Source organism: Enterococcus sp. DIV1067f (genome assembly GCF_050543505.1).
GTDB lineage: Bacteria > Bacillota > Bacilli > Lactobacillales > Enterococcaceae > Enterococcus_D > Enterococcus_D entomosocium.
In genome coordinates this window covers 1473099-1496142 of the sequence record NZ_CP172940.1, presented here as the reverse complement: position 1 = coordinate 1496142, position 23044 = coordinate 1473099, and the positions used below count along the sequence as shown (strand labels likewise).

General features: G+C 43.6%; 23 protein-coding genes and 1 riboswitch. Of the genes, 5 read left to right on the top strand and 18 right to left on the bottom strand.

Annotated features, from left to right (window positions below; genetic code table 11):
* Positions 1-15 precede the first annotated feature (15 nt).
* The 8 genes from purH to purC all read right to left on the bottom strand — a co-directional run bounded on the left by purH (position 16) and on the right by purC (position 8579).
* Complete coding sequence (purH, locus tag IGJ42_RS06960; protein WP_429967153.1) at positions 16-1551, bottom strand: bifunctional phosphoribosylaminoimidazolecarboxamide formyltransferase/IMP cyclohydrolase; 1536 nt, start codon at positions 1549-1551, stop codon at positions 16-18.
* Positions 1544-2128, bottom strand: coding sequence for a phosphoribosylglycinamide formyltransferase (gene purN, locus IGJ42_RS06955; RefSeq protein WP_016613332.1), 585 nt, complete (start codon positions 2126-2128; stop codon positions 1544-1546). The genes purH and purN overlap by 8 nt, the downstream gene beginning before the upstream one ends.
* Positions 2125-3171 (bottom strand): phosphoribosylformylglycinamidine cyclo-ligase, encoded by a 1047-nt coding sequence (purM, locus tag IGJ42_RS06950; RefSeq protein WP_016613331.1) that lies wholly within the window; start codon positions 3169-3171, stop codon positions 2125-2127. The genes purN and purM overlap by 4 nt, the downstream gene beginning before the upstream one ends.
* Positions 3172-3286: 115 nt before the next feature.
* Complete coding sequence (gene purF, locus IGJ42_RS06945; RefSeq protein ID WP_016613330.1) at positions 3287-4711, bottom strand: amidophosphoribosyltransferase; 1425 nt, start codon at positions 4709-4711, stop codon at positions 3287-3289.
* Entirely contained in the window at positions 4696-6924 is a 2229-nt protein-coding gene (gene purL / locus IGJ42_RS06940; protein ID WP_413135540.1) for a phosphoribosylformylglycinamidine synthase subunit PurL, read from the bottom strand. The genes purF and purL overlap by 16 nt, the downstream gene beginning before the upstream one ends.
* Positions 6917-7594, bottom strand: coding sequence for a phosphoribosylformylglycinamidine synthase subunit PurQ (purQ, locus tag IGJ42_RS06935; RefSeq protein WP_016613328.1), 678 nt, complete (start codon positions 7592-7594; stop codon positions 6917-6919). The genes purL and purQ overlap by 8 nt, the downstream gene beginning before the upstream one ends.
* A complete protein-coding gene (gene purS / locus IGJ42_RS06930; RefSeq protein WP_420657368.1) occupies positions 7591-7863 on the bottom strand; it encodes a phosphoribosylformylglycinamidine synthase subunit PurS in 273 nt (90 codons plus the stop codon). Before purS ends, purQ begins: the two co-directional genes overlap by 4 nt.
* Positions 7854-8579 (bottom strand): phosphoribosylaminoimidazolesuccinocarboxamide synthase, encoded by a 726-nt coding sequence (gene purC / locus IGJ42_RS06925; RefSeq protein WP_005236408.1) that lies wholly within the window; start codon positions 8577-8579, stop codon positions 7854-7856. The genes purS and purC overlap by 10 nt, the downstream gene beginning before the upstream one ends.
* 214 nt (positions 8580-8793) lie before the next feature.
* Between purC and IGJ42_RS06920 the strand changes: the two genes are divergently transcribed.
* The 3 genes from IGJ42_RS06920 (at position 8794) to IGJ42_RS06910 (ending at position 11985) form a co-directional block, all read left to right on the top strand.
* Positions 8794-9228 carry a hypothetical protein gene (locus tag IGJ42_RS06920; protein ID WP_005236409.1) on the top strand — a complete coding sequence of 145 codons (435 nt, stop codon included), beginning with the start codon at positions 8794-8796 and terminating at the stop codon, positions 9226-9228.
* Between the two features lie 101 nt (positions 9229-9329).
* Positions 9330-9935 (top strand): DUF1054 domain-containing protein, encoded by a 606-nt coding sequence (locus IGJ42_RS06915; protein WP_142424584.1) that lies wholly within the window; start codon positions 9330-9332, stop codon positions 9933-9935.
* 1 nt (position 9936) lies between these two features.
* Entirely contained in the window at positions 9937-11985 is a 2049-nt protein-coding gene (locus tag IGJ42_RS06910; protein ID WP_430616039.1) for a penicillin-binding transpeptidase domain-containing protein, read from the top strand.
* Positions 11986-12030: 45 nt separating this feature from the next.
* Here the strand turns inward: IGJ42_RS06910 and purB are convergent, their stop codons facing one another.
* The 9 genes from purB to IGJ42_RS06865 all read right to left on the bottom strand — a co-directional run bounded on the left by purB (position 12031) and on the right by IGJ42_RS06865 (position 20261).
* Positions 12031-13329 carry an adenylosuccinate lyase gene (gene purB / locus IGJ42_RS06905; protein ID WP_275626160.1) on the bottom strand — a complete coding sequence of 433 codons (1299 nt, stop codon included), beginning with the start codon at positions 13327-13329 and terminating at the stop codon, positions 12031-12033.
* 13 nt (positions 13330-13342) lie between these two features.
* Positions 13343-14470 (bottom strand): 5-(carboxyamino)imidazole ribonucleotide synthase, encoded by a 1128-nt coding sequence (purK, locus tag IGJ42_RS06900; protein ID WP_244733536.1) that lies wholly within the window; start codon positions 14468-14470, stop codon positions 13343-13345.
* Positions 14454-14942 (bottom strand): 5-(carboxyamino)imidazole ribonucleotide mutase, encoded by a 489-nt coding sequence (gene purE, locus IGJ42_RS06895; RefSeq protein WP_005236418.1) that lies wholly within the window; start codon positions 14940-14942, stop codon positions 14454-14456. Before purE ends, purK begins: the two co-directional genes overlap by 17 nt.
* 331 nt (positions 14943-15273) lie before the next feature.
* Entirely contained in the window at positions 15274-16578 is a 1305-nt protein-coding gene (locus tag IGJ42_RS06890; protein WP_008381472.1) for a nucleobase:cation symporter-2 family protein, read from the bottom strand.
* Positions 16578-17159, bottom strand: coding sequence for a xanthine phosphoribosyltransferase (locus IGJ42_RS06885; RefSeq protein WP_016613323.1), 582 nt, complete (start codon positions 17157-17159; stop codon positions 16578-16580). The genes IGJ42_RS06890 and IGJ42_RS06885 overlap by 1 nt, the downstream gene beginning before the upstream one ends.
* Before the next feature lie 76 nt (positions 17160-17235).
* A riboswitch (purine riboswitch) is annotated at positions 17236-17333 on the bottom strand.
* 82 nt (positions 17334-17415) lie between these two features.
* On the bottom strand, positions 17416-18093 hold the full coding sequence (locus tag IGJ42_RS06880; RefSeq protein WP_008381475.1) for a hydrolase: 678 nt from the start codon (positions 18091-18093) through the stop codon (positions 17416-17418).
* Positions 18094-18113: 20 nt separating this feature from the next.
* Positions 18114-18719 carry a glycoside hydrolase family 73 protein gene (locus tag IGJ42_RS06875; RefSeq protein WP_005236425.1) on the bottom strand — a complete coding sequence of 202 codons (606 nt, stop codon included), beginning with the start codon at positions 18717-18719 and terminating at the stop codon, positions 18114-18116.
* Positions 18716-19726 carry a M15 family metallopeptidase gene (locus IGJ42_RS06870; RefSeq protein ID WP_430616137.1) on the bottom strand — a complete coding sequence of 337 codons (1011 nt, stop codon included), beginning with the start codon at positions 19724-19726 and terminating at the stop codon, positions 18716-18718. The genes IGJ42_RS06875 and IGJ42_RS06870 overlap by 4 nt, the downstream gene beginning before the upstream one ends.
* 31 nt (positions 19727-19757) lie before the next feature.
* The gene (locus IGJ42_RS06865; RefSeq protein WP_077453804.1) at positions 19758-20261 is read right to left on the bottom strand and encodes a hypothetical protein; all 504 of its coding nucleotides are present in this window, start codon (positions 20259-20261) and stop codon (positions 19758-19760) included.
* A gap of 123 nt (positions 20262-20384) precedes the next feature.
* On the opposite strand from IGJ42_RS06865, the gene IGJ42_RS06860 reads away from it, so the two are divergent.
* Complete coding sequence (locus IGJ42_RS06860; protein ID WP_016613320.1) at positions 20385-21341, top strand: Gfo/Idh/MocA family protein; 957 nt, start codon at positions 20385-20387, stop codon at positions 21339-21341.
* A gap of 33 nt (positions 21342-21374) precedes the next feature.
* Here IGJ42_RS06860 and IGJ42_RS06855 read toward each other — a convergent pair whose 3' ends face one another.
* Entirely contained in the window at positions 21375-22337 is a 963-nt protein-coding gene (locus IGJ42_RS06855; protein WP_086332307.1) for an aromatic acid exporter family protein, read from the bottom strand.
* A 98-nt stretch (positions 22338-22435) separates the two neighbouring features.
* Between IGJ42_RS06855 and IGJ42_RS06850 the strand changes: the two genes are divergently transcribed.
* A complete protein-coding gene (locus IGJ42_RS06850) occupies positions 22436-23035 on the top strand; it encodes an FUSC family protein (RefSeq protein WP_005236440.1) in 600 nt (199 codons plus the stop codon).
* The last annotated feature ends 9 nt before the right edge of the window (positions 23036-23044 follow it).

The following is a 23044-nucleotide window of genomic DNA, read 5'->3' as shown; positions in this document are numbered from 1 at the left end:
GTCTTCTCCTATTTCTTAGTGTTTAAAATGACGAACACCAGTAAAGACCATCGCCACACCGTATTTATCTGCCATGTCGATCGACTCTTGATCTTTGATACTGCCACCTGGTTGAATAATCGCTTTGATTCCTTGTTGCGCTGCATATTCAACACTGTCATCCATTGGGAAAAAGGCGTCGCTTGCCAGCACTGAACCAGTCAATTTATTGTTTTCACGAGCTTGTTCGACGGCGATTTTCACCGAACCCACGCGGTTCATTTGACCAGCGCCGATCCCGACGGTTTGCTGTTGATTGGCTAAAACGATGGCATTAGATTTCACGTGTTTCACTGCTTTCCAAGCAAAAGCCAAAGCTGCGATTTCTTCTGGTGTCGGCTTTCTCTTTGTCACCACGGTCCAATCTTCTGGTGTTTCCATTTGATCATCTGGTTCTTGCACTAATAAGCCCCCAAGGACAGAGACAACTTCTGGCTGTTTGGCTGCTTTCTGGAAATCAACAACCAGCAGGCGTAGATTTTTTTTCTTCGTTAAGATTTCTAGTGCTTCTTCTTCAAATGCAGGTGCAATGATGATTTCAAGAAAAATTCGCTGCAGTTGCTCCGCAGTTGCCACATCAACTGGACGATTTAAAACAATGATCCCGCCAAAAATCGACACTGGGTCTGCTTCGTAAGCTTCTTGGAAAGCTTCAGCAATCGTTTCTCCACTTCCGATTCCACAGGGATTCATGTGCTTGAGGGCTACTGCAGTTGGCTCTGTAAATTCTTCTGCGATCCGCAAGGCAGCGTCAGCATCTTTAATGTTGTTGTAAGACAATTCTTTGCCGTGGATTTGTTTTGCGCTGGCAATCGAATAGGGCACGGGTAATGCATCTTGATAGAAGGAAGCTTTCTGATGACTATTTTCACCATAACGCAATGTTTGTTTCAAAACATAGGTTTTCGTCAAGGTCTCTGTTTCTGTTTCAGCCACCGCTTTGGTCAAGTATTCACCAATCAAGGCATCGTAAGCGGCGGTATGGCGGAAGACTTTGGCAGCTAATTTCTTTCTTGATGCCAACGTCGTATTGCCTTCCTTCAGCTCAGTTAAAACCCAGTCGTAATCGTTGGGATCAACGACAACAGTTACTGAGGCATGATTTTTCGCCGCAGAACGTAGCATGCTTGGTCCGCCGATGTCGATATTTTCGATTGCGTCGGCTTCTGTGACGTCAAGCTTACTGATGGTTTCTTTAAATGGATAAAGATTGACGACAACAAGGTCGATCGGTAAAATGCCATGCTCAGCCATTGCCTCCATATGAGAAGGCAGATCACGCCGTCCTAACAGACCACCATGCACCCGTGGATGTAGCGTCTTGACCCTACCATCCATCATTTCAGGAAATTCTGTGACCGCTTCGATGCCGATCGGTTGAAGCCCCGCTTGTTCCAAGGCCGTTTTTGTCCCGCCAGTTGAGATAATCTCAAATCCTAAATTGGTCAATTCTTGGACAAATGGTACGAGTCCTTCTTTGTCAGACACACTGATTAATGCACGTTTATTCACGATTCGATAGCCCCTTTTCCACGATTTCAGCTAAAACAGCTGGATAGATTTGATGTTCTACTTGATGAATTTTTTCTGTCACATTTGCTAATGTATCGTCGGTGTCGATCCGAACGATTTCTTGGGCAATGATTGGCCCTGTGTCAATGCCGGCATCGACATAATGAACCGTCACTCCCGTCACTTTCACGCCGTAAGCGAAGGCATCGGCGATCCCAGATTTACCTGGGAAACTCGGCAACAAGGAGGGATGGATATTGATGACTCTGCCTTCATAAGCGGATAATAGAGTGTTGCCGATGATTCGCATATACCCTGCTAAAACAATAAAATCGATGGCATGATCCTGCAATTCTTCGATCAATTTATTTTCAAAGGCTGCTTTTGATGCAAATGCCGCTGGCTCTATGACAAGCGTTTCATAGTCTCTCGCGCGGGCTTTTTCTATTACTGGCGCTGTAGATTTATCGGAAAAGACCAACCCGATCTGCGCTCCTTTGATTTTATTTGCTTGGATCGCATCGGCGATTGCTGTAAAATTGCTGCCCGTTCCAGAAGCAAAGACGGCGATCCTCATCGGACTGCCTCTTTGAAGCAAACGGCTTCGTTGTTACGTTTGGTCACTTTACCGATCCGGTATGCTTGTTCTTCATTGGCGGATAGAAGTGCCATCACTGCCGCAACATTTTCTGGCGCAACGGCTAAGACCATACCGATACCCATATTGAAAATCTCGAACATTTCTTGATGAGGAATTGCGCCATGAGTAGCGATCAGATCAAATATTGGCAACTGCGGCCAAGTGTCTAAGGCGATTTCTGCCGCAAGTCCTTCAGGCAGCATCCGTGGGATATTTTCAACAAAGCCGCCACCAGTGATATGAGAAATTCCAGCTAACAATCCTTCTGTCAATAAAGGTTTCAGTGCATCAACGTAAATTCTCGTTGGCGTCAATAAACTTTCTGCAAGCGTTTGGTTACCAAGTTCCGCAAACGTTTCTGCTCCTGTATAGCCATGCTGTTCAAAAAAGATTTTTCTGACTAAAGAGTACCCATTGGAATGAATGCCTGAAGAAGGCAAACCAATCAGCTCATCGCCTTCTTTAATGGTTTCTCCAGTGATCAAGCGACTTTTTTCGACGATCCCTACGGCGAAACCAGCAAGATCATATTCTTCTGGCTGATACATCCCCGGCATCTCAGCGGTTTCCCCACCAATCAGGGCAGCCCCCGCTTGCACACAGCCCTCTGCGACACCAGCAATGATTTGTTCGATCTTTGCCGGATCGTTTTTACCAACTGCAACATAGTCAAGGAAGTAGATAGGTTCTGCCCCTTGAGCGACGATATCATTCACGCACATCGCGACGCAATCAATGCCGATCGTTGTGTGCTGTTCTTGTTGGATCGCCAACAAAAGCTTGGTTCCTACACCATCTGTCCCAGAAACGAGTACCGGTTCTTTCAATTGGTACGATGATAAGTCAAAACAGCCACCAAAGCCCCCGATTGCCCCCATCACGCCTAGCCGTTCTGTTCGTTTCACATGCTTTTTGATCCGTTCGACTACTTCATAACCGGCTTCGACATCGACACCGGCTTTTGCATATGCATTTGCCACGTTCGTTCCTCCTCAATCATTCATCCGCTTTTCTTCATTCAGCTCATTCGTCGTTAACGCAAGTAAACCAGCGGTCCTTCACTGCTTCGTTTGAAAAACCATTTTTGCCTACAATTTATTCAGCTAAAGACGCGAGATAGTTTTCTTCATAATCATACAAAGGGGTTGGATAATCGCCATTGAAATAGGCCATACACAATCCTGAGTAAGGTGCGTCGAAATCTAAACCGATCGCTTCGATCAACCCGTCTTCACTTAAAAAGGCCAAAGAATCTGCTTCGATTTTTTCGCAAATCTCAGCTTCCGTATATTTGGCTGCGATCAATTCTTTTCTCGTTTGAATGTCGATCCCGTAAAAACATGGATAGCGCAAAGGCGGCGAACCGATACGCACATGAACTTCTTTGGCACCTGCCTCTTTTAGCAGTTGCACGATACGGCGGCTGGTGGTTCCTCGGACGATCGAATCGTCGACTAGAATCACTCGTTTGCCTTCGACTACGCCACGAACAGCTGAGAGCTTCATTCGCACGCCTTGCTCTCTTAACTCCTGTGTCGGTTGAATAAACGTTCGTGCAATGTATTGATTTTTTACTAAGCCCAATTCATAAGGAATACCTGAAGCTTCTGCGTACCCGCTGGCAGCAGATAAGGATGAATTCGGTACACCAATGACCATATCCGCTTCGATCGGCGCCTCTTTTGCCAAGCGACGGCCCATATTTTTACGGGCACGATGAACATTGACGCCAGCGATGTTGGAATCAGGACGGGCAAAATAAATAAACTCCATCGAACAAATCGCCGGTTGTACTTCTTGGGTATACTGCTCGATTTGAATGCCTGCATCATCAATGATCACGACTTCGCCCGGTCGGACATCACGAATAAATTCCGCACCGATGACTTCCAACGCACAGGTTTCTGAAGCCACCACATAAGCACCATTGACCATTTTCCCGATTGACAATGGCCGAAAGCCATTGGGGTCTAGTGCTGCGATCATGGCATTTTCCGTCAGTAAAAGGTACGCAAATCCACCTTTAACTTGATTTAATGCCTCCTTGACCCGATCCATAAAAAGCGGTTCTTCGCTGCGACGGATCAAGTGCATGAGAATCTCTGTATCGGAATTCGAGTGGAAAATCGCACCAGCCTCTTCTAATGATTTCCGTAGACTTTTCGCATTCGTCAAGTTGCCGTTATGAGCTAAGCCAATCTGCTGATCAAAAAATTTGAATAAAAATGGTTGAATATTATCAACGCTACCATTACCAGCGGTTGCGTAACGAACGTGACCAATGGCAGCATCTCCTGTCAGACGCTGGAGGACACGTTCATCCGAAAACACTTCCGCTAGCAAACCTAAATCACGGTGACCATTGAGTTTTCCCGCATCATTCGTGACGATCCCAGCACCTTCTTGGCCGCGATGTTGCAAACTGTGTAGTCCGAAGTAGGTGACACGAGCGGCATCTGGATGACCCCAAACACCAAAAACCCCACATTCCTCGTTGAGGCTCTTTACTTCATTAAACATGGAATGGCTTCCTCCCATTTCAATTTCGCCTCAGTAAGGGGCATCTCGATCGTATCATCTTGTGCTTGCATGCGAATCTGGCCATCAGCAGTCACTTCCCCGATCGCTATTGCAGCAGCACCTACCAGTGCTTCAAAAGCTGCTTGCTTATCAGGTGCGACTGAAAGCACAAAACGGGATTGGGTTTCTGAAAACAATTGTGCTGCTGGCAATGACACGGTCACATTTAGACCAAAGCCCTTGTCAAAAGCGGATTCGGCTAAAGCGATCGCTAAACCACCTTCGGCACAGTCGTGGGCACTTTGAACAAGACCTGCTTGGATCGCTGCGGTAACCAATTGTTGGTTCATTTTTTCTGTTTCAAGGTCAAAGGACATTAAACGCCCAGCGATCTTTCCTGTCTGCAGTTTTTGCAATTCAGACCCATTGAAGTCAGCATGGGTTTCCCCTAGGACATAGATCACATCCCCTGCTGCTTGGAAATGCTGCGTCGTGATATGCGCCAGCTCTTCGATCAATCCGACCATCCCAATTACAGGCGTTGGATAGACCGATTGTCCGTCCGTTTCGTTGTATAAGGAGACGTTCCCAGAGATTACTGGTGTCTCTAGTACACGACAAGCTTCTGAGATCCCGTCAGCAGCCGTAGATAACTCCCAGAATCCTTCTGGTTTATCTGGCGAGCCGAAGTTAAGGCAGTCAGTGATCGCCAATGGACGCCCACCGGAAGCGACGATATTTCGAGCAGCTTCTGCAACTGCGATCTGTCCACCGACTTCAGGATCTAAGTAAAGGTAACGAGCATTACAGTCAGTCGTCATCGCCAAGGCTTTATTGGTTCCCTTGATTCGTAAAACGGCCGCATCACTGCCGGGTCCTACCACGGTATTGGTACGAACTTGCGAATCGTATGTTTCAAAAATCGAGCGTTTCGAAGCGATCGTCGGCTGCTGCAGCAGATCCGCAAATACAGACGTTGCTGAATGAATCACTGGAACAAAGTCCGGTGTTTCCTTAAACACTTTGATCCGTGCTGGTTCTGCCATCTCTTTGTAGTAAGTCGGTGCATCTTCAGCTAAAGCATCCACTGGTAAATTAGCGACTTCCTGTCCATGATGGAACAAACGATAGTTGCCATCATCCGTCACTTCACCAATCACGACTGCTTCAAGATCGTATTTCTTAAAGAGGGCTTCCACTTCAGCTTCATGCCCATTTTTGACACAGATCAGCATTCGCTCTTGGGATTCTGACAGCATCATTTCATAAGGCGTCATATTGGTTTCTCGCTGTGGGACATCATCTAACGTTAAGCGCAAACCTGATCCGGCTTTTGATGCCATCTCGGCACTAGAAGAAACCAATCCAGCAGCGCCCATATCTTGAATCCCGACTAAAATGTCCGAATGATCCACGATCAATTCCAAACAAGCTTCCAACAAGAGTTTTTCCATAAAAGGATCACCGACTTGTACGGCGGAACGTTGTTGTTCTTCTCCTTCGACAAATTCTTCCGATGCAAAAGTCGCCCCGTGTATCCCGTCGCGTCCTGTTTTTGCGCCGACATACATGATGGTGTTTCCAACACCTTTGGCTTGCCCTTTTTGAATATCCTTGTGAGCAATGATCCCTACACACATGGCATTGACTAATGGATTGCCTTCATAACAAGGATCAAATGCCACTTCACCACCGACGGTCGGAATCCCAATACAGTTGCCATAGCCACTGATCCCAGCAACGACTTCTTCCAAAAGATATTTCGTTCTTGGATTATCTAACTCACCAAATCGTAAGGAGTCTAAAACAGCAATCGGTCTTGCTCCCATACTGAAGATGTCGCGGATGATTCCACCAACACCAGTTGCTGCTCCTTCATAAGGTTCCACCGCAGAAGGATGATTATGGCTTTCCGCTTTAAATACGACAGCTAGATCATCGCCGATATCCACGATACCCGCACCTTCTCCCGGACCTTGCAGTACTTGCGGCCCATCTGTCGGGAATTTCCGCAAAACAGGTTTGGAATTTTTGTAAGAACAATGTTCACTCCACATCACTGAAAAGAGTCCAGTTTCGGTATAGTTTGGTAAACGTCCCAAAATATCTTCTGAGATCATCCGATATTCTTCTTGGGTCAATCCCCATTGCTCGTATAATTTCGTGTCTTTGATTTCTTGTGGTGTAGGTTCTTTTACGATCATTTTATCCATTTACCGGCACCTTCCCAAAATTTTTCAATAATGAAGCAAAAAACTTCTTGCCATCTTCTGAGCCTAATAAACTTTCCATCGCTCGTTCTGGATGAGGCATCATGCCTAGGACATTGCCTGCTTTGTTGCAGATACCAGCGATATTGTGTAGACTGCCGTTGACGTTATCTTCATAACGGAAAACGATTTGATTGTTGGCAACCAATTCCTGATAAGTCGTTTCATCACAATAATAATTGCCCTCACCATGAGCGACAGGAAGCGTAATGACTTGATCCGTTTCATATTCAGAAGTAAAAGCTGTTCGATTATTCACTTGCAGACGGACCGGCTTGCAAATAAAATGCAATGATTCATTTCTTTGTAAAACCCCTGGTAACAAGCCCGCTTCCGTTAAAATTTGAAACCCATTGCAGGTACCAAAGACAGGTTTGCCTTCATTTGCCAAACGAATGACCTCTGACATGATCGTAGAAAAACGGGCAATCGCTCCGCATCTTAAGTAATCACCATAAGAAAATCCTCCTGGAAGCAAAACACCGTCAAAACCGGCTAAGCTTTCTGCATCATGGCGCACATATTCTGCTTCTGCCCCCATGATATCTTTGATTGCCCACATCAAATCAACATCACAATTTGATCCAGGAAAGACGATCACTGCAAATTTCATAGGGCTGCTTCCTCCATTTGAACTATTTCATAACGGTAGGTTTCCATATTGATGTTTGCTAAAAGTTTGTCACAGATCGCTTCAATCTCCTCTGCTACTGCTGCTTGTGTTTGATTGTTGGAAGGTGTCACTTTGATTTCAAAGTATTTCCCGATGCGAATATCACTGACATCTTGATATCCTAAGCGATGAACAGCTCCTTTGACGGCTTCTCCTTGAGGGTCCAAAACAGATTCCTTATAAGTGACGTAAACTTTGACTAAATACATGTTGAATTCTCCTTTTCTAAACGATTTAAAACTTCTTCATAAACAGGAACGATGTCCCCTAAATCACGACGATAGACATCTTTATCAAGATGTTCATTTGTACCCATATCCCATAAGCGGCAAGTATCTGGTGAGATCTCATCAGCCAGGAGCAACTCGCCCTTCTTGGTTTTGCCGATCTCGATTTTAAAATCGATCAGTTGAATCTGGATACTTGCAAAGATTTCCAGTAACGCAGCGTTGACTTGTAGTGCCAGTTTTTTGATCAGGTCCAGTTCCTCTTTTGTGGCAAGACCCAAATAGAACACATGATCGTCATTGATAAACGGATCATCTAAGCGATCCTCTTTGTAGTAAAACTCCACGATCGGCTTTGGCAGTTTGGTTCCTTCTTCGATGCCCAAGCGCTTTGAAAAACTACCAGCAGCCGTATTGCGAACAACGACTTCTAAAGGGATCATGGTGACAGCTCGAATTAATTGTTCGTGTTTAGACACTAATTGAAGAAAGTGACTTGGGACATTTTTATCAGCTAAACGCTGAAAAAGATGCGCAGTGATCTGATTGTTTAGGGCACCCTTCCCTGCGACTGCATCTTTCTTTAAACCGTTCAGCGCAGTTGCTTGGTCCAGATAAAGGACTCTCAACACATCTTCTTCGTTGGTTTTAAACAATTTCTTGGCTTTTCCTTCATAAAGAAGCACTTCTGATTCCATATTCCACCTCAGTTAAGTATTATTTTTCACATAGCGATGACACACATCTTTATTTGTTTATTATTCTAACAACGCTGAAAAAGCAGGTCAACGATTATCTGTACATTTACACATTAATAAACACGAATGTTCGCCTTTCATCCCGTCAAGCAAGTTTACCTCTCCCGTTTGACTGGCGAAGGGTTTTATAAAGCGTTTACAACATTCTATTTTCATGCTATATTTAGGTCGTATTGTAGCTACATTCAAGGAGGAGTACTATATGTGGTCGCTAAAGAATCGTGCTGAACTTTTTTTAGCTCATCTAACAGACAAAGAAAAACAACAGCTCCATAACGAATTATTGGCCGTGCAGCAAATCCTTTCCATTAACCAACAAACGAGTTTCTATGTATTCAGTCCCTTCAAAAAAGGGGCACGTCCTCACTATGCAGAAGAACAAAAAAGAGTTCTACAATTTCAAAATGGCCGCAATGACGAATTGATCATTCACCAGATACATCGTCAAAGCTTATTTAAACATACGTATTCTTTCCGTATTTATTTTAATTTAGAAGAAATGGACTTTTCTTTTTTAGACGATCTTTTGCATCTTTTGAAGGAACAAAGTCAAGCCCCTACCTTTAACTTAAGTCACGCTACGCACTGACGGGTGATCACTAAATAAAAATAAGATAAAAAAAACAAAAGCCCGAAATTTTACGGGCTTTTTTTGTTATACTGTTTTCAGACAAAAGAAAGGACACGATTATGCTATTTACAAAACAGTCATTTGATGCTTTTGCTTTAGAAACATTAGAAGAAAGAATGGAAAAAATCCGTTCAGAGATCCAGCCGGTTTTCCAAACCATCGGCGAGGCAGCGATCCCATTATTTGAAGAAAGCTGTCAAGAACCTTTTTATTTGCATATCGCACAGCATCGGCGTAGAACCGTCTACCCTCCTGCCGAAACGTGGGCGGGGATCGGCCCTAACAAGCGTGGTTATAAAATGGATGCCCACTTTCAAATTGGGATCAATCAAGCGTATGTCTTTGTTTGGCTCAGTGTGATCGATCAACCGAAAAATCAAGCAACGATCGCGGAATCTTGGCTGGCTCAAAAAGAATTATTTGATCAATTGCCAGCAGACTTTACGCTATCTCCTGATCATACCAAGTATGACCACTCTCCAATCGCTAAATGGCCAACCTACTTAGAACGATTACAGAAAGTCAAAAAAAGTGAACTTCAAATTGGCAAGATCTTTCCAAAAGAAATGATCGAAGACGTTGAAATGGCGGATATTTTAGCAGTTTATCAAACGCTGTTGCCGCTTTATCACGCCCGTTTGTCGGCACTAAAGGAGGAACAATAATATGTCAGAAAACCGGCGCTCTCGCAAAGAAAAACCAGCGAAAAAACCTAAGCGTTTCGTCTGGCTGGCACTCCCTGCCGCCTTATTAGTACTTGGTGGCGGTTATTATGGCTATACAGTCTATCAAAATCGACAAGAAGAAGCAGCAGCAAAAAAAGTCCTCAATTCCTTTATCGGTGCTATATCTGATCAGAAGTACAGCGATCTATCTGCTTTACTGACCGAAGAAAGTTTGGAATCAAACGGCTTTACCGCAGACGAAGTCTCAGCAAAATACGAAGCGATTTTCACTGGTATCGGTGCCGAATCATTTAAAGCTTCAGGAATTGAGGTAACGCCCGATGATAAGGATTCCGATCAATTCAATTTCCAATACAACGGTTCCTTAACCACCTCGTTAGGTGAATTAACCGAGCTGTCTTATAGTGGCACGATTACTCTGGCTGATGACCAAGCCAAGATCGATTGGTCGCCTCAATTGATTTTTCCGGGAATGGAAGGACAAGACAAAGTTAGTATCTCTGTAGATAATGCCACACGTGGAGAAATCTTAGACCGAAACAACGAACCGCTAGCAGAAAATGGCACGCTCTATCAACTAGGCGTCATTCCAGGACAGCTGGGTACGGGAGACGAAAAAACCGCCAATATCAAAGCAATCGCGGAGCGTTTTGACCTAACAGAAGATGCGATCGATCAAGCATTGGCTCAATCGTGGGTCCAAAATGAGTTGTTCGTTCCCTTGAAGATTATCGAACCAACCGATGAAATGCCAACTGGAACAAGTTTAAAAGAAACGACGGGACGGACTTATCCTCTTGGAGAAGCCGCTGCCCAGTTGATTGGTTATCTAGGGAACGTGACTGCAGAAGATATAGAAAAAGATGAAACACTAGCAAGTAACGGACAAATTGGTCGTAGTGGTCTGGAAGCTGCCTTTGACAAAGAGTTGCGGGGCGAAAATGGCGGAAAAATCGCCATCACTGATGAAGACGGTGCTGAAAAATCGGTTCTTTTAGAAAAAGAACGGGCAGATGGTAAAGATATCCAACTGACCATTGACGCACAAGCCCAAAAGACAGCTTTTGACGCCTTACAAAATCAGGCGGGCTCCACGGTCGTCACAGAACCAAAAACCGGTGATCTGCTAGTATTAGCCAGCTCACCAAGTTATGATCCCAATAAAATGACCCAAGGAATCTCACAAGAAGACTATGATGCATATGAGCAAAATGAAGACTTGCCTTTCATCAGCCGCTTTGCTACGGCCTATGCGCCAGGTTCGACCTTTAAGACCATCACGGCAGCGATTGGCTTAGAAAACGGTACGATCGACCCTACCCAAAGTATTGCGATCGATGGATTGAAGTGGCAAAAAGACAGCTCGTGGGGAGACTACTTTGTCACCAGAGTCAGCGACGTAGCTTCTGTCAATCTAAAAGATGCACTGGTTTACTCTGATAACATCTATATGGCACAACAAACCTTAGCTATGGGTGAAGATGCTTTTCGTAATGGCTTGTCGAAATTGATTTTTGGCGAAACGTTTGATTTACCGATTGCGATGAATCCTGCTCAAATTTCCAATGAAGAGTCCTTCAACTCAGAGATTTTACTGGCAGATACCGGCTATGGGCAAGGAGAACTGTTACTGAATCCCATTCAACAAGCTGCTGCTTACTCGGTCTTTGCCAATCAAGGGAAGCTGGTCTATCCCCGTTTAGTGAAAGAGGCTGAGCAAAAAGACAAAGAAGTCTTTAAACCAGAGACGATTGAGCAAATCAATCAAGATTTGACAGCTGTTGTCTCAGATGCCAACGGAACGGCACACTCTTTGGCAGCGCTGAACATTCCGCTAGCTGCCAAAACAGGAACTGCTGAAATCAAAGAAAAGCAAGATGAAAAAGGCCAAGAAAACAGCTTCTTATTCACCTTCGATTCGCAAGATCAAGGATTTCTGATAGTTTCCATGTTAGAAGATCGCCAGGAAAACCAATCAGCAACTGGTTTAGCACCTGATCTATTGACCTACTTAGCTGAAAATTATTAAAAAAGCCGCAACCTTAAGACGGAGGTCTCAAGGTTGCAGCTTTTTTTATTCGGCTAAACCGACACGTTCAAAGATCGTGTCAACTTGTTTTAAATGATGGTTGTAATCAAAGGCATCGTCCAAATCAGCGTTGGTCAAAACATCCGTGATTGCTGGATCAGCTTCTAACAATGGGCGGAAATCCGTTTGTTCATCCCAAGCTTGCGCTGTTTTCGGCTGAACCAAGTCATAGGCTTGCTCTCTGGTCATTCCGTGATCGATCAATTTCAACATCACCCGTTGGCTGTAGATCAATCCAAAGGTCGCATTCATATTGCGCTTCATATTCTCTGGGAAAACGGTCAGATTTTTGACGATATTGCCAAAGCGATTCAGCATGTAATCGATCAAAATCGTCGTATCCGGAATAATGATCCGTTCTGCCGATGAATGTGAGATATCCCGTTCATGCCAAAGGGAGACATTTTCATAAGCCGTCACCATATGACCGCGAACGACTCTTGCAAGTCCGGCCATATTTTCAGAACCGATTGGGTTACGCTTATGGGGCATGGCAGAAGAACCTTTTTGTCCTTTGGCGAAGAATTCTTCAACTTCCCGCGTTTCTGATTTTTGTAGTCCACGGATCTCGGTGGCAAATTTCTCAATGCTCGTTGCGATCAACGCCATTGCTGAGAAATATTCAGCATGTAGGTCACGAGGCAATACTTGCGTGGAAATATCTTGCGCACGAATCCCTAGTTTTTCACAGACATACTCTTCGACAAATGGAGGGATATTTGCAAAGGTTCCAACAGCACCACTGATCTTTCCAGCTTCGACCCCTTTTGCTGCCCGCTCAAAACGTTCAACATTGCGTTTCATTTCTGAATACCACAAGGCTAATTTCAAGCCAAAGGTCGTTGGTTCCGCATGAACACCATGGGTACGTCCCATCATCACGGTATGCTTGTATTCTTTGGCTTTTTCGCCAATGATCGTCACGAAACGGTTCAAATCTTCACGAATCAAATCGTTGGCTTGTTTCATCAAGTAGCCATACGCCGTATCAACAACATCCGTTGACGTCAAGCCGTAGTGGACCCATTTACTTTCATCACCCAAAGATTCAGAGACTGCTCGGGTAAAAGCAACTACATCATGTCGCGTTTGCGCTTCGATCTCTAAGATACGGTCGATATCAAAGGATGCTTTTTCACGAATCAATGCAACATCCTCTTTCGGTATCTCTCCTAATTCCGCCCAAGCTTCGTCAGCTAAAATCTCGACTTCTAGCCACGCTTGGTAGCGATTTTGATCGGTCCAAATAGCACCCATTTCTGGTCTTGTATAACGCTCTAACATGTTTTTATCTCCTTTAATCCCAAATATTGGTTTGATAGATTTCTTCAGTGGTTTCTGCAATATCTTCCGTCAAAATAGTGATATGTCCCATTTTTCGACCGGTTTTTGCTTCTTCTTTGCCATAGTAATGAAATTGCCAAGCAGGTTTTGTGGCAATCAAATCATAGGTTTCTGTCAATTCATCTCCTAAGACATTGACCATGACTGCAGGTGAAAGCAAAGAAACTTCCGGCAACGGCCAGCCACAGATTCCGCGGATATGAGCGTCAAACTGACTCATGGAACAAGCTTCGATCGAATAGTGACCCGAATTATGCGGACGTGGCGCCAATTCATTGACATACAAGCCGCCGCTTTTGGTCAGGAACATTTCGATGGCTAAAACGCCTTGCAGATCTAATGCCTTCGCAATAATATGAGCGATCCGTTTGGCTTCTTCGGCAACTTCTGGATCAATGCGCGCAGGAGCAATCGTTTGATGCAAAATATTGTTGCGGTGGATGTTTTCTACCACTGGGAAAGTGGTAAAGGTTTCTCCATTGCCGGCAACTAAAATCGATAATTCTTTTTCAAAAGGAATCCATGCTTCTAATTCGCAAGTTCCTTCGCGAAGTAAATTCATGGAAGGCGCCAAATCAGCCGTACTGTAAAGCACGTGCTGTCCTTTTCCGTCATAGCCGCCTCTGGTGGTTTTTAATACACAAGGGTAACCAATGCTATCGATGGCATCTTGGATGTCTGTCGGGCTGATGATCGTGGCATAAGGTGCAATCACGATATTGTTTGCCTCTAAAAATGACTTCTCTAACAAACGATCTTGAGTGATTGCTAACAGATCGGTGCCTTGAGGGATATGTGAGTAAGGCAAAATAGAGTTCAATGCTTCAACACTGACATTTTCAAATTCATAGGTGATTACATCGGCACGTCGAGCCATTTCTTCTAAAGCAAACACATCATCATAGGCAGCAACAATATGCCAATCAGCGACTTGGGCTGTTGGACAATTGGCAGTAGGGTCTAAAACGCCAACCCGAAAGCCCATTTCTTTGGCACTCATTGCCATCATACGACCTAGCTGTCCTCCGCCAACGATTCCGATCGTTGCGTTGGGCATTAAAGGTTTAATCAAGTTGATCACTACTTTCCAATACGATTTCTTTTAATGTATTTCTTCGTGCGTCTAATTTCTCCGCTATCTCTAAATCATACATGGAAAGCATCTGGGCTGCAAGTAGTCCTGCGTTAGTTGCGCCAGCTTTTCCGATCGCCGTTGTTGCTACTGGTACACCACCCGGCATTTGCACGATCGATAAAAGGGAATCCAAACCGTTTAATGCGCGTGATTGGACGGGAACACCAATGACCGGCAATGTTGTTTTAGCTGCCACCATTCCCGGCAAATGGGCAGCGCCACCCGCTCCTGCAACAATGACTTTAATCCCTTTTTCTCGGGCTGTTTCTGCAAATTCGAACATCAAATCTGGTGTACGATGTGCCGAAACGACTTTTTTCTGATAAGGTATCGCTAACTCATCTAAAATCAAGCAGCACTCCTTCATTGTTTCCCAATCTGATTGACTTCCCATAATCACTGCAACTGCTGGTTTCATTCAATTTTCCCTCCACTGATTTTTTACGATTCTCTTCTGAATAAACCTCAGAAGTATTTTTCTTACGAAAATCATTTTGTTAGCAACCTTTTGAAGCTACGTCTGAGATATCCCAAAGGCACATGGCTCTGCTAACATTCACTTTCACCTCTAAATAGTAACGAGTTGCCCGAGCAATGTCAAAATATTTTCGAACTATTAACAAATTTTACTTTTCATTGTTCGCTTTTATCTCAAAGATATGTATTCAACACGTCAGATATCCGATAATAAGACAAATAAAGGAACAATACAAAAAATCCAGACGAATCCTCGTCTGGATCAAATAAACTTACTGTTGCAAGCTCAATTCCGTCACTTCGTCTGTTTCTTTCGGCAGTCCATTAAAGAACAGATTCAAAACAATGGCAGTCAAACTACTCATGACGATCCCATTGCCTGTAAACATTTGAACGGTTTCAGGCATTTGACTGAATAAAGTGGGCATCATATTGAACCCTAAACCAAAACCGATTGATACTGCAATCACTAACAAGTTCTTGTCATTCATAAAATCAACTTTGCTCAGCATTCTCATCCCTTGAACAGCCACCATGCCAAACATCACTAACATGCCGCCGCCAAGCACTGCCTCTGGAATGATCTGTGCGATGGCACCGACTTTTGGAAACAACCCTAATACGATCAAAAAGATTGCTGAAAAGAAAATCGGACGGCGAGTCTTAATGCCTGAAAGTTGAACCAAACCTACGTTTTGTGAAAATCCAGTATAAGGAAACGTATTGAAGATCCCACCAAGGATCACCGCCAAGCCCTCCGCACGATAGCCGCGCTTTAAGTCATTGCCTGTAATCGGTTTTTCAGTAATGTCTCCCAGTGCAAAATAAACGCCTGTGGATTCTACCAAACTAACGATGGAAATAATGATCATCAAGACGATCGACCACAGATCAAAGGTTGGTAAACCGAAATAAAAAGGCTGAGGCAAATGAAACACAGGTGCATGAGTGATGGCAGAAAGATCAACCAAGCCTAATAATGCTGCTAAAATAGTCCCACCGATCAAACCGATCAGTACGGCAATCGAGCGAATAAAGCCTTTGCCAAACACTTGCACGCCAATGATCAGCGCAATCGTCACAAAGCCTAACAATAAATTCGTTGGATCACCAAAGTTAGCAGCTGCGGCATCCCCTCCACCGATTTTGGTGATGGCGACTGGAATCAAGGTCAAGCCGATGACGGTAATCACCGTTCCTGTCACCAATGGAGGGAACAAAACTTTGATTTTCGAAAAAATGCCGGCGATCAAGACAATGAAAATCCCAGCAGCAATGATCGCTCCGTAAATCGCACTGATTCCTGATTTGGTGCCAATCAAAATCAATGGGGAGACAGCTTGGATGGCACAACCTAAAACGACTGGTAGGCCGATCCCAAAAAAGCGGGTGACGACTAATTGCAAAAGCGTAGCGATTCCGCACATGAAAATATCGATCGAGATCAAATACGTCATCTGCGCTTCATTAAAGCCGAGGCCTGTTCCAATCAACAAAGGGACGGCAACAGCTCCTGCATACATCGCTAGCAAATGCTGCAAGCCCAAAACTGCTGAACGGCTATTCGTCTCTTTCATTAGGCATCTCCTTCTAAAAAGCTAACTTGGCCTTCCGACAATGAGGCGATTCGTGCTAAGGAAACAACGGGGATTCCCATTTCTTCAAGCAATTGTCGACCAGTTTGGAATGATTTTTCAATGACGATCCCAATGCCAACGACTTTTGCGCCTGCTTGCTGACACAATTCGATCAATCCTTTTGCAGCTTGTCCGTTTGCTAAGAAATCATCAATTATTAATACCGTATCATCTGAAGATAAGAATTTCTTAGAAATCGATACTTGGCTGGTCACTTGCTTAGTAAAGGAATAGACCGATGCGGTCAACAACTCTTCATCCATCGTCAGACTCTTTGCTTTTCGAGCAAAGATCATTGGTACCTGCAACTTTTCTGCAGTATAAAGTGCTGGTGCGATCCCTGAAGCTTCGATGGTCACTACTTTGGTGATCCCACTTTCTTGAAATCGTTCTGCAAAAACTGTACCGATTTCTCTCATCAACTCATAATCCACTTGGTGGGTCAAAAACTGGTCCACTTTGAGAACCCCTTCACCCAAGACGTTCCCGTGTGTTTTGATACGCTCAACTAATTTATCCATCCTAGCTCTCCTCGTTCCTTTCTATTCCATCCTGAAAAAAAAGACACTCTTTTTGCCAAAGCAAAAAAAGTGTCTAACAGGCACGATTTTTACTTATAGTCCGATATTTACGGTATCGGGTAGAGACTGTCGACCATATTTCGACGATATACAAGTAATTTTTAAATGATAGATTCGATTATGCCTGTCTTTGATTAAAAACACAAGCATGGAATGCCCTTTATAAATAAAAATATTCTCATTTGTGGATCATTTGCTACTCTGGTTTCTCCATATCACGATAGTGCTCCATCTTTTTACTGAAAAGCTCCCCGTTGGAAGGCGGAGTGTAAGTGATCGCATTCGCACCTGCTTCAATCGTTTCTAAGATGCTCTCCTCAGTTGGACCACCCGTTGCAATGATCGGCAGCTTCGGATATTTTTTACGGAAGAAAGCCACGGTATCCGCTGTGTCCTTGCCGGCACTGATATTGATGACCTTCACACCAGCTTCAAGTTTGGCATCAATTTCAGTATACTTACTCGTTACGGTACTGATAACGGGAATATCCACGACTTTACAGACTTGCTCCACAGTTTTCAATGGCGTGGGTCCGTTTAAGACGACCCCGATCGATCCCTGAGCTTCAGCAAACATGCTCATATAAGAAGAGCGGAATCCTTGGGTCAAGCCGCCGCCGACACCAGAAAACACTGGAATATCTGCTGCTTCGATAATTGCTTTCGTAATTGCTGGGTGCGGTGTAAAAGGATAGACCGCTATCACAGCGTCCGCATTTGTATTACGGATGATCGCAATATCCGTAGTAAAAATAATGGAGCGGATTTGTTTCCCAAAAATTTGAATGCCGCTAGCCTCTCGAATAACTTTAGGCACTTTGACGATATCTTTGCGTAAATCAGTGGTGATTTTTGGCATATATTTTTCTTCCATAAGCAGCCAACTCTCTTTTCTTATTGATCAAATCGATTCAATTGGTAGGTTTCAATGACTTGAATGATTTTGCTGGCATAATCTGGATCCGTTGCATACCCTGCATCTTGTAAGGCTTGTGCGGCACTGCGGTAGTCGTTTGCTGTCAAGACATCTACATAAAGCGCAGGATTCCAATCAACACCATTTACAAACAACATCGTATGATCATCCATTGATTCTTCCCAAGTATCATAGACACGAAAATCTCCTTGAATCGTGACCCATTCTCCATTATAAAACTCTTGGGTATCTAATGTCACCTTTTTTGAATGACCAAATGACTTGATGCCAAATAAATTATTGTATTTGCTGGCTAGAGAACTCTGGCCCCAATCTGATTCAAGAATCGCCTGACCTATAATGATACTTGGTAAAATCCCATAGCCTTTTTGCAGTTCTTGCGCGTAAGGAGCAATGCGATCGATAAATTCTTCATGAGAGATCGCTTCAGTATTTGTTTCTTCCTCTTTCGGAAGAGGATCCGCCAAACTATTTAAGGAAAAAATAAAAGCAATCCCAATTAAGAATAACCCTAGAAAGACTAATGGGAAACGAGTCTTCTGTTTTTTTCGTCTTGCACTCATTTTTTCACTTCCTTTGTCTGACTAAACACGTTCTTAGCGAACAAATCGCCTCCACTCATCAACAACTCATCTTGTGGACGATCACTACTTTTCTGGCTTTTAGCAAGAGAATCCTCATAGATCCAGTTTTCTTCCAAAGGATTTTCCAATTCATAGTATGACAGTTCTGCTTCTTTTTTAGCGATGTGTTCTTTTGCTTCTTCGAGAAACTCTTCAAAGGTCATCTCATGTTCCTCAATGTATGTCGCCACTTCGACTCCTACATATCTTAGATGCCATGGCTCATAATCGATTTGGGTTATATCATGTTTTCCTTTCGGATAACGGATGATAAACCCATACTCCCTTGCATGAGCTTGTAACCATTTTCCCCCATCAGTATCACCGAACCCCTCATTGAGCAGTTCACCTGTATGATTTTGATACCAGTCCTGATCGACAACATCAACAGCAAGCCCAGTATGGTGTTCGCTATACCCGGGTTCAGTAAAGGTCAGTTTCGTGATACGAATTGCTTCTTCTTTTGTATGACCTTGACTCATTAGGGTGTTGACATTGGCATTGAATATCTCCTCTTGATACGCTACTGAACGGTAGGCAGAGACCATCGCCAAAGGATGTCCTGCAGCTTTTGCAGCGTCTGCCAGCTTTTCATATGCGGATACGATGCGTTGATCGACGAGATAACCATTCGACAACTTCCCCAAATCTTTTTGGGCAATTTCCTTTTCGATTTTATTGCTTGGTCCTACCAAAACCAATGACCAATCATCCAATGAAACGGTTGGGAAATTCTCTTCGTTCACTTCATCACTAACAGCTGCCTGCCCTTGGGCATCTTCTGCGTTTTCCCTAGAAGCTTGACTGCTGGATTCTGTTGTTGCGCTCGTCACCGTTTGATCGGTAGAACGAGCGATGTTTCCATTCTTAGTTGGGGTGACTGCGGTCACCCGGTTCACTTGAATGGTTAAAAGAACTAAGAACAAGAAGCCCGCCGCCGCAGCCATTCCATAATACTTTTTCAAAAAACCCCTACCTTTAATTATAAGTTTCTTCCAAATTCTCTTTGACCCACTCTAACAGTTCGATTTTTTCATTGCGAATTTGCTGTTGAACAATAGCCGGCAAACGGAAGTTTAATATATCATCATAACCCCATTCATCATACGTAATACTGACTCTCAAATCAAGGTATTGGGCTGTTTCTTCAGATTCTGTTAACAATTCGACTTTCGCTAAATCACTAGCTAACCACGTTCTGGCGATTTGCGTCTTCATTTTTTTGAACTCGACGACCGCTTGATTGCGTTTTTCTGGATAAATGACGGTCTGGCGAATGATTTTTTGGATCAGCATCCATTCATAATCCGAAAACAGCAGTTTCACTTTCTGATTTTCAGCAGGCGATAAACTCATTGTGCCGTTTTTCCAAGCTTCCCATTGCTCCTCAGTGATTCCTAAATGTGTCTCATAAAACTGTTTTTCTGATGTGTATTGCTCGATAATCGTATTTAGAATAATGGCTATTGATACATTATGCATATGTTATCCCTCCTCTTCTATATTTTACTGAAAGTCAGCCGTAATGGAAACTTTTTGCGATTGTTTTTGATTATTTTAAAGAATTCATTTCTTTTGTTATACTAAATATGAAGGAGATGATCAATGATGAAAAAATACCGTTGGGGAATGATTGGACTTGGAGACATCGCGACGCAATTTGCCGCTGGTTTTTCCAATGAAGCAAGTGAACTGTATGGAGTCAGCGCCCGCAGTTTGCCAAAAGTCCAGGCCTTTGCCGAAAAATACGCTATCCCCCATGCTTATGAAAGCACAGATGCTATGCTGGAAGATCCGCAAATTGATATTGTGTACATTGCAGTACCTAATGATCTTCATCACGAATTTATTATGAAAGCTCTAATGGCCGGAAAACATGTCCTCTGTGAAAAAGCCATTACGACCAGTGCCGATGAATTAGCTGAAGAATTGACCTTAGCCAAAGAAAAAAATCTGATCTTAGAAGAAGCTATGACGATCTTCAATATGCCGGTTTATGCACGTTTGAAAGAAGAGATCGATGCTGGACGCTTAGGAAAATTAAAAATGATCCAAGCACCATTTGGCAGCTATAAAGATCCTGATCCCACCAATCGTTTCTTCAACCCAGATTTAGGTGGCGGTGCGTTACTGGATATTGGCACATATGCCGTTTCATTTGCTCGCTTTTTCATGACGGATACGCCAGAAGTGGCGTTTAGCAGCATGAAGCCCTTCTCTACAGGTGTGGATGAACAATCAGTCACGATCCTCCAAAATCCAGCTGATGAAATGGCTAGTGTCACGCTGACTTTCCAAGCGAAAATGCCTAAAACAGGTATCGTTGCTTTTGAAGAAGGGTACATTACGGTGGATGAGTATCCTCGTGCGGACAAAGCCATGATTCATTTCCGCGATGGGTCAAATGAGGTCATCGAAGCTGGTGACAGTAATCAAGCCCTTAATTATGAAATTGCCAATATGATCAAAGCCATCAATGGCGATATCGAAGGATCAATCCACTTGACCACCGATGTCATTGACGTTCTTGATCAAATGCAAGCTTTTTGGGAACAACAGTAAAAGTGAAAAGACTCCTTTGCAGGAGTCTTTTTTTTAGCGCTCCATCGTCTGAATCTGTTCAGAAAAGTCGGCTTTGATTTCAATAAAACTTTTAAAGGTTTGCAGAAACTGAAACAGCTGGGCCCGATTTTCAAATTCTGCTCTTGTTTGCGGCAATGGTTTTTGTCGATAATCTTCGTATAAAGCTGCAATTTTTGCCAAGATCTCTTTTCCATCGTTATTTTCATGAAAGGACTGGGCGGTAAAGGATAGCAGCTCTTGAAACGCATTTGTATAGGCTTCTTCTACCCAAAACAATTGTAATAGATCAACCATTTCCAAGAGTAAGCGCGCTTGACTTTGCCGCATGGTGAAATACTCTTCATAATAAGAGGCTTCTCCTCGCCACTGGTTTTCACTATGAACCATCGCTTGCTGTTTGCCTTGCTTGATTTCTCCTAACAATGCTTGGCAAACATGAGGGAGCGTCGCCTTTTCTTTTTCTGTTAACGCGATCGACATGTCTTTTAAAAGACTTTTAAACGTTTCTTCCACCAACTGCTGTTTTTCTTTCAATGCCCGTTCGCCGTCTGGCATATACAAGTTAAATAAAAGTGCAAAGCCGATGCCAATACTCATCAACAAAAAAGCATTTCCAATCAATGGCCAAGCAAAAGAACGTTCCATCATATAATGGGTCACCAAGACCGAATTGACCACGATCCCATCGGTTAATTTGAAATAGACTGCCGTCGGAATAAATAGGAAGAGAAAAAGAACAAAGCCCAGCGGACCAAAGCCTAAAAGATGAAAGCTGACAAAAGCTAGGAGCGTCGCGATCGCCAAGGAAACCAAGCGACCGATTCCTGTAAAGAGCGAGGTTTTCTTTGTATTCCCAACACTCAAAATTGCGATGATCCCTGCGGCTGGTGCATACAATAGACCGATCTGCTGAGCAAGAAACATGGACAAACCGGAAGCAACTGCTGTCTTCACTGTTCTCAATCCAATTTTCATTTTTGTCACCTCCTTTGAAAAGTATACTAAATTGTGAGGAATAAGACTAGAATTTCTCAACAGCATTGGGTATGATTAAGTAAAGGGGGCATTCTACCATGAAAATGGGGCGTTTTCGCTTAGGTATGCGAACGATAAAAACAGCCATCGCTGTCATGCTTTGTATTCTGCTCTTTCATTTCCTTGATCGCGGCCAGCCTTTGATTGCTGCCTTGTCTGCTGTCTTTTCATTGCGACAAGACCTGACAACAACAATCTCTTTTGGGAAATCACGGGTGTTAGGAAATACGATCGGCGGCGGTACAGCCATTTTTTATTTTTTGACGAAGCAATATTTTCAAAATGATTTTCTGATCGAATTGTTTGTCCTGCCCGCACTGGTCATCTTTGTCATCGTTTTTTCAGATGGCATCAATAATAATTCTGGCATCATCTCTGCCATTGCGACGATGCTGTTGATCACTTCCAGTGTCCCACAAGGGGAATCGATCATCTTTGCATTGGACCGTGTGCTTGATACCTTTATCGGTACCTTAGTTGCCCTGTCAATCAATTTTGTTATTCGACCACCTGAGGAAGAGAAAAAAGATGAGATTCAAGAAGATTTGGTCGTGCTAAGGCAAAAAGAGCTTGAACTAAAAGCCATGCTAGAAGAAGTCCAAGGGGAAATCTCTGAGCAAGAAAAACAAGAAAAATAAAAACAGCCT